Annotated in this window: 8 protein-coding genes and 1 riboswitch; of the genes, 4 read left to right on the plus strand and 4 right to left on the minus strand. The window is 61.3% G+C overall.

Annotation, left to right across the window (positions count from 1 at the left end; genetic code table 11):
- Positions 1-154: 154 nt before the first annotated feature.
- A riboswitch (cobalamin riboswitch) is annotated at positions 155-380 on the minus strand.
- Between the two features lie 477 nt (positions 381-857).
- Positions 858-998 carry a hypothetical protein gene (locus BRX43_RS20415; protein WP_164523659.1) on the minus strand — a complete coding sequence of 47 codons (141 nt, stop codon included), beginning with the start codon at positions 996-998 and terminating at the stop codon, positions 858-860.
- Positions 999-1,122: 124 nt separating this feature from the next.
- Between BRX43_RS20415 and BRX43_RS17330 the strand changes: the two genes are divergently transcribed.
- The 4 genes from BRX43_RS17330 to BRX43_RS17345 are packed head-to-tail and all read left to right on the plus strand — an operon-like array spanning position 1,123 to position 5,670.
- Positions 1,123-3,486 (plus strand): TonB-dependent receptor, encoded by a 2,364-nt coding sequence (locus BRX43_RS17330; RefSeq protein WP_241215037.1) that lies wholly within the window; start codon positions 1,123-1,125, stop codon positions 3,484-3,486.
- Positions 3,487-3,512: 26 nt separating this feature from the next.
- On the plus strand, positions 3,513-3,797 hold the full coding sequence (locus BRX43_RS17335) for a hypothetical protein (RefSeq protein ID WP_241215038.1): 285 nt from the start codon (positions 3,513-3,515) through the stop codon (positions 3,795-3,797).
- Positions 3,794-5,392, plus strand: coding sequence for a PepSY-associated TM helix domain-containing protein (locus BRX43_RS17340; protein ID WP_125996341.1), 1,599 nt, complete (start codon positions 3,794-3,796; stop codon positions 5,390-5,392). The genes BRX43_RS17335 and BRX43_RS17340 overlap by 4 nt, the downstream gene beginning before the upstream one ends.
- Complete coding sequence (locus BRX43_RS17345; RefSeq protein WP_125996342.1) at positions 5,389-5,670, plus strand: DUF3325 domain-containing protein; 282 nt, start codon at positions 5,389-5,391, stop codon at positions 5,668-5,670. The genes BRX43_RS17340 and BRX43_RS17345 overlap by 4 nt, the downstream gene beginning before the upstream one ends.
- A 229-nt stretch (positions 5,671-5,899) precedes the next feature.
- Here BRX43_RS17345 and BRX43_RS17350 read toward each other — a convergent pair whose 3' ends face one another.
- The 3 genes from BRX43_RS17350 to BRX43_RS21055 all read right to left on the minus strand — a co-directional run.
- The gene (locus tag BRX43_RS17350) at positions 5,900-6,364 is read right to left on the minus strand and encodes a hypothetical protein (protein ID WP_125996343.1); all 465 of its coding nucleotides are present in this window, start codon (positions 6,362-6,364) and stop codon (positions 5,900-5,902) included.
- 106 nt (positions 6,365-6,470) lie between these two features.
- Positions 6,471-6,905, minus strand: coding sequence for a hypothetical protein (locus BRX43_RS17355; protein ID WP_125996344.1), 435 nt, complete (start codon positions 6,903-6,905; stop codon positions 6,471-6,473).
- A 172-nt stretch (positions 6,906-7,077) separates the two neighbouring features.
- Positions 7,078-7,259 (minus strand): transposase (locus BRX43_RS21055; protein WP_241215039.1); only part of this gene is annotated, 182 nt, incomplete at its 5' end.

Consider the following 7,259-nt stretch of genomic DNA (forward strand, 5'->3'; position numbering starts at 1 on the left):
ACGCACACCGGCCAGGGCCTTCCGCACACGCGCGGCAACGGTCATGCCCACCGGACGCCTCCGGCAGCGAACACGCCCATCCATGCGGCCCCCGCCGCACTGTTGGCGTCGCTCGTCGGATAGACACCGTGCCTCGGCCATCCCCTGGACCAGGCAAGAGCGACCAGACGCCGGCAGGTCTCCTGGCTCACGGGTCGTCACTCAGCGCGCAGCCTTCCCAGGTTACCCCAGTGGCTTGCCGGATCTAAAAAGTCCGACAGGTGCGCGCCTCGCTCGCCGCTTACAGTTGCAGGGACAGCCCCGGATTTCGGCGATCGTTCGCCGTTACCGGATTCCCTTTTAATCCCCCTCTCGGGAGAACCGTCGCGATCATGGCGTAGCCGAAGCTACGCCGGAGCCGGTGATATGGCGGGAGGCGCGCCAGCACAAGCGCGTCTCGTGTGGTGCCCGGATCGCGGATCTCATCTAGCTACACCTTGCGAACTTGCATCAAGGTCGCTGACGCGCGATGCAGCGTGATGACTGACGAGCAGCTCGCATTGATCACCAGCGTTCTACGCCGGGCACCAGAATGGGTCCGGAACGATCTTCTGGCCAAAGATCCTGCGGGGCGACAACGTGCGGAGGAAGCTCTGGCTGCGATGATAGCAGCAGCCCTCAGCCGTAATGCTGAGGCAGGTAGGTTGTCTTAGGTATGAGGTATTGAGTCCCAGAAACGGTCATTCCGGACGCCCTACCCGCGTCTCAGCTTCTGCCATTTGTTCATCTCGCAATAGGGAGCATGCTCAGCCGAGCCGGCTGACCGGGTGTCTAGCATTGGGAGGAAAGCGGACCTTTCGCTTCGAAGGTACACTTTCTCAGGCCGCGTCCACCGGATGGCTCTGATCGGACAGCGACGATGCCTCGAAATCCAGAAAGACCTTCATGCCTCCGATCTGGCTCATGCCACGGCATCCGCCAAGCGCCAATCGTATGAACCAGCCTACCGGATGGGCCATGCATACGCTCAGCCTGCCCCCGACCGCCCCCCTGAGCACCAAAATGACGTTTCTGTCATATTGCTAGTGACTTGCAATTGCTTATCTGTTAGTAAGCCCACAAGATCAAAGGGGAAAACAGACAGTGCGTCTCTCAACGATGCTGCTCGCCACCACGGCAATGGTGGCGACGCTGCCCACGTGCGCCTATGCCGCGGTGAACGATGAACCAAAGATCATGGCCTCGTCCGACATGTTGGCACCCGCGGACGAACAGGTGCGGACGGGTGAGCGGGACGAGCGGAACCAGAGCGAGATCGTCGTCGTCGGCAAAAGCTATGGCCGGGAAGTCGGCAAGACAATCACCCCGCTGAAGGACGTCGCCAACACGGTGACGGTGATCGAACGGGAACAGATCGAGGCGCAGAACCTCTTTACCCTGGAAGACGCACTGACCGCGACCAACGGCATCACCGTCAACGGTATCGGCAGCGAAGACCCGGCCTATTTCTCCCGAGGCTTCGCCATCTCCAACTATCTGGTCGACGGCGTACCGACCCTGAGCTTCAATTTCCCCGGCGTGGTGCCCGACCTCTTCGCCTATGACCGTATCGAGGTACTGCGCGGGCCGGCGGGCCTGTTCAGCGGCTCCGGCAATCCGTCGGGCAGCATCAATCTCGTTCGCAAGCGGCCACTCGACACGGTCAAGGTGCAAGGCTCTGCCGGCTATGGCAGCTATGACAATCTGCGGCTCGAATTGGACGTTTCCGCCCCACTGGGGGAGCGGGCCGGTGTCCGCATGGGCGTGATGGCGCAGGATCAGGACCAGTTCTTCGACTATGCGCATCGCAACCGTGTGAATGCCTTCGGGGTAGGCAGCTTCGAGATCGGCGACCGGACGACCGTGACCTTCGGCGGTTCCTATGATCGCTTCCGGCCGTCGGTCCAGTCCGGCCTGCCGGGCTATGCCGGCGATGTGAACGGCAATGAGGGTCGTCTGCTGGACGTGCGGCGCTCGACCTATCTGGGTGCGGACTGGAACCGGTTCGAATCCAAGACCTGGACCGGTTTTGCCGAGATCGCGCACCGGATCAGCGATCGCTGGACATTGCGGGCGACGGGCTTGTTCACCGATGTCGACCGTGTCGACATCTACAGCTATGTCGGCAATGCCGCGATCACCACGACGGCCAATGCGGTGACACCGGCCGCTGCGAACAACGGCACCACCACCCAGATCGCCTATCGCGGCGACAGCTTCTCAAAGACCAAGTCGTTCGACTTCAATGGCGTCGGCAGTTTCCGCCTGTTCGGCCAGGAGCAGACACTGATCCTGGGCGCTGACTATCAGGCGCAGGATTACGACAGCTACTATACGCGTTTAAACGCCTATGCGCGGATCAACGTCTTCAATCCCGTCTCGCCGCTCGAGCCGCCCCTAAATCCCTACGGCGCATCGCCCTATTATCCCGTGCAGGGGACGAACGCTGTCTGCCCCAACCGCACCACGCCGGTCACGCCCGCACCGGCGAACTGCGTCATCCAGAGCTGGGGTGCGACCAACACGGTCATCGAACAATATGGCCTCTATGGCCAGGTGCGGCTTCAACCCGTCGCAGGTCTGACGCTGATCGGCGGTGGTCGCCTGACCTGGTGGGAGCAGACGATCGACACGCTGCTGCCAACCGCTGTCCGTGGACAGCCGCAGACCATCGACAACCGGTTCACGCCCTATGCGGGCATCGTCTGGGACGTGACGCCGAACCTCAACATATATGGCAGCTATGCCGACAGCTTCACGCCGCAGGCCGCACCAGCCGGTCGCGTCCGGGATGATGGTGGTACGGTCGAGCCGCTGATCGGCAGCCAGTACGAGGTCGGCACCAAGCTGGCGCTGATGAACGACCGCCTGCTGTTGTCGGCCGCCGCCTACCAGATCGAACAGACCAACCGCATCTTCAATCCACCCGAGCTGACCACCGTCTACCTACAGGTGGGCAAGGTCCGCTCCCGCGGCATCGAGGCGGAGGCGACCGGCGAGATCCTGCCCGGCTGGCGGGTCAATGGCGGCTACACCTATACCCGCACCAAATATCTGGAAGACACCCAGCCCCAATTCGAAGGACTGTCGCTGACGCCGATCATCCCTCGGCACATGATCAAGGCCTTCACCAACTACACGGTTCAAGACGGTGCGCTGCAGGGTGCGAGCCTGGGTGGCTCTGTTACCTGGTTCAGCGAGACGTTTGGCGGCACGCCGTCGATCGTCGTCCCGGTCACTGCGGCCACGCCGAACGGACGTTCAATCTCGTCCGTGGTTCGCCAGCCCAGCTATGCGGTGGTTGACCTACGCGCAGGCTACAAGGTCAACGAGCGGCTGTCGCTGTCGGTCAACGTCAACAACGTGCTCGACAAGACGTATTATGCGCGGATCTCGTCGACGGGGCGCGGCAATTATTACGGCTCGCCGCGCACGGTCTTCGCCACCCTCCGATTCGCCTACCCGTGATCGCACGAGCGACGGGACGCGCCGTCATGTGGCGGAGACGCAGCGACAATGTGCTGCGCTGCGTCGCGGCAGTTCCGCTCGGCTACGCCGTCGCAAGTGCCTGGGCCGCAGCCTTGGCGCGGGTGCTGCCAATGGCACGATCGGAAGCGACAGTGACCGGAACGCTGATCGCGTTGGCGCTCTGCGCGCTGTTTGCGATGTACGCCTATGGTGCGCGCAGTGGTTGGCGAGCGATATGGGTTTTGAGCCTGATCGGCCTCGTCGCTGGCGGGATTGTCTGGTGGTCGATCGCAACAACGGGGCGGCTATGAGCAAGGGCTTCCGACAATCGCAGTCGACGCTTCACACCTGGTCAGGCTTACTGCTTGGCTGGATCCTGTTTTTAGTCTTTCTGACCGGCACCCTCGCGTTCTGGCGTGAAGGGCTGAACCGCTACATGCGGCCCGAACTCGCGCGCGTCGAACAGCCGATGCGTGTTCTGGATGGGGCGCAACGCTTCCTTGCCCGTAAGGCACCGGATGCGAAGAGTTGGTTCATCGCCATGCCCAACACCCAGGTGCCAGGCGCACAGGTGACCTGGCAGCCGCAGCCCAAGAAGGGTGAGCGAAGCGGACACCGCGGGGGGCGAGGACGGCGGGACAATCAGGCGCTGATCGGTGCCGACGGCACTCTGACAACCGCGCGTGACACTCGTGGAGGTGAGTTCTTCTACCGCTTCCATTTCGACCTCTACTACCTGCCGGTGATCTGGTCGCGCTGGCTTGTAGGCTTTGCCTCTGTGATGATGCTTGTCGCCATCCTGACTGGCATTGTCACTCACAAGAAGATTTTCCGCGATTTCTTCACGCTCCGACGTAACAAGGGCCAGCGATCGTGGCTCGACGGGCACAACGCCACCGCCGTTCTGGCACTGCCATTCCACCTCATGATTACCTACACTGGCATCGTCACGTTGATGGCACTGCTGATGCCATGGGCGACCGTCGCCAACTATGCTGATGAGACGGGGTTGTTCACCACCCTCTTCCCTCAGGCACCAGTGGTAAAGCGCACCGGGCGACCGGCACCACTTGTGCCGCTATCCGCGATTGTTCGCGAAGCCGAGCACCGGTTGGGCGGGCCGGTGGGGACGATCGAGGTGAGCGAACCCGGTGACATGGCCGCTCGTGTCACCCTTCATCGCACGCCTGCCTCGCTGCTAAACACCCGCGCACCCGCCATCACCTATGACGGCACCACCGCTATGCCCATATGGCAATCTCCGGCTCCAGGCGGTGCGGCGGCCACAGCAGGCGCGATGGTCGGGCTTCACGCTGGCCGGTTTGCCGACCTGGGATTACGCTGGATCTACTTCCTTTGCGGGGTGGCGGGCACCTTGATGGTGGCCAGCGGGCTGGTGTTGTGGATCGTGAAACGGCGCGAGCGTTTGCCCGACCCGACACACCCCCATCTCGGCTTCAGGATCGTCGAGCGGCTCAACGTCGCCGTGATCGGCGGCTTTCCGCTTGGTATCGCAGGCCTGTTCTGGGCCAACCGGTTGCTGCCGCTAGCCTTGACTGATCGGTCGCGATGGGAGGTTCATGTCCTCTTCATCATTTGGGGTGGGGCAGCGATCCTGTCCTTCGTACGGCGTCCGACAGCAGTCTGGCCTGTATTGTTTGGAATGACGGGCGTGTCGTTGACCTTGCTGCCGGTCTATAATCTTTTCGGAACCCAGTGGAACGTCGTGCGGTCGATCGCAGCAGGTGACCTGTTGCCAATGGGTGTCGACCTTACGCTACTCGTCTTCGCTGCCATGTTCCTGTGGCTTGCCAGGCGCGTGGCACGCTATCGCCCATCCACCGGCTTGGGCCGACGTGGACGCACGGCAGTGATCCCGATGCCCAAGATGGAGGCGGTAGCGTGACCTGGCTAAGCTTTATCCTGTCCGTCATGGCTTTTGGTGGTTTCGGCTTTGCCAGCGACAACCACTATCAGAGACTGACCCGACGCCGGCTTGCACATGCCAGCAAGATGCGGTGGCAAGCAGGTGCAGGAGTTGCTTTAGCGCTCGCCTTCGCCAGCGCTGTCGCGGCGCGTGGCTGGGCGTTTGGCCCTGTATTGTGGTTCGGCCTCGTTACGCTCGCAGCCATGCTCGTGTTCCTTGCCCTAAACTTCTGGCCGCAGCGGGTACACAAGCACTGACTTTGAACACCTACCTCATTTGGCGGGTAAACCGCCATCGTCCCCCTTGGTGTTGCCTCCGCCAAGACCCAGAAACGGTCATTCCGGACGCTCTGTCTGCACCCCAGCTTCTGCCATTTGTTAATCTCGCAATAGGCCGCATGCTCAGCCAAGCCGGCTGACCGGGTGTCCGGTATTGGAGGTGAACGGTCTGGCGTTTTTTTTGGCGAACCCAAGTGCAAAGCGGACGCTACCTGCCCAGCATTTCCACTTGCTCATCCTCCGTACAAAGCGCGATGGCCGCCAGCGTATGCTGCCCTTTGGCATGGGCGATGACAGCCAGAGCACCCCTGTCGACAAGGTCGTCTTTGGCTTCTTCAAGGTCTCGCAATGCTATCGGGAACACAGTAGCCCAAGCCTGCTCGTAATGCTGTTTGAGATCGACAGGGACCGGCGGGTTTCCTTCAGCTAAGCGGCCGTCCTCAATCGACGCCAGCAACGAGTATGCGTTCCAATCAGGCTCTACTTGCCCCTGCATCATCGCGACAATCTCGCTGACCGCTGCATACGAGGCCGAGTTGACAGTACCTTGATGGTAGAGTTTGTCCCATAGCTCATGTGCGACATCCCCGGCCTGTCCGGCACGCCAAGCTGCTATCGCGGGCCGAGGGTCATAAGGTTCTGCATGTGCGCTTAGCCAAAGATCGTCGGGCACATCTCACTCCAGCTATAGATGCGCGATTCTAGCGCCGGAGTGGAGGCTACGGAACGGCTTAGATTGGGCGTTAGAGGAACGGCTGCTGGTGGCGGAAAGCAAGCATTTATATGCGGCTTTGCACAAGCTCATTATAGATTTCGAATTCCAGGGCGGAGAGGTCGAGATGGTGTGTGCTCTCCGAACCCCATGCGAAGCCCTCTAGCATGTGTAACCGGCCTCCTTTGATGAAGAGAACGAAGCCCAAACCATGCTCCAGACCGCTGATGCGAGCCTGCGTGGCGTAGCCCAGCACTGACGGGCTAACCACGGTAGGAACGTCGATGGCGACCCTCATGGTCGTGAAGAAGCCACCACCGCTGTTCTCGCGCTCGGTGACGACTGACGTTTCAAACTGTCGTTCGAGCGCTGGCGCAAGCTCCGGCGTTTCCAAAAAATGCCTCGGAGTGCCGCCATCTCGAGATTGGTGAACTCGGTCATAGCTTTTCGGTAACACACCCACCGAGCAATCGAACGTTCGCAGTTGCGCGTTAGCGATCATGGACGGGCGGCGGGCAAATCGACCTTCACCGCGTGTGTTTGGACCGGCGTCGTTATGAATACCAAGGCGCTTAACAGGCCAATGACTCCCCAGCCGTATCTGCGCATACAGAGGTCGATTACAGCCTTGGTTGAGCAGTAAATGGCGGCGACCGATGACGTGCTCCCCATTTTCAGGCCGCTGATAAGTTAGCTTCCGTGTCCTCATGCCCGTGGCTGGGGCGGTTAGTAAACTCGGCGGGTGCCATGCCGCCAAGGCTGCTGTGCGGACGCACGGTGTTGTAGTCCGTCCGCCATGCCTCAATGATCCGTCTCGCCGCAGCCAGCGAGAGGAACAGGTGCTCGTTCAGACATT

This window comes from Sphingomonas sp. S-NIH.Pt15_0812, from assembly GCF_003951315.1.
GTDB lineage: Bacteria > Pseudomonadota > Alphaproteobacteria > Sphingomonadales > Sphingomonadaceae > Sphingomonas.

Bases quoted from the DNA above. Each gene is read 5' to 3' on its own strand.
- BRX43_RS20415 (WP_164523659.1), bottom strand. From the start codon at position 998: ATGGCCCATCCGGTAGGCTGGTTCATACGATTGGCGCTTGGCGGATGC.
- BRX43_RS17335 (WP_241215038.1), top strand. From the start codon at position 3,513: ATGTGGCGGAGACGCAGCGACAATGTGCTGCGCTGCGTCGCGGCAGTT.
- BRX43_RS17340 (WP_125996341.1), top strand. From the start codon at position 3,794: ATGAGCAAGGGCTTCCGACAATCGCAGTCGACGCTTCACACCTGGTCA.
- BRX43_RS17355 (WP_125996344.1), bottom strand. From the start codon at position 6,905: ATGATCGCTAACGCGCAACTGCGAACGTTCGATTGCTCGGTGGGTGTG.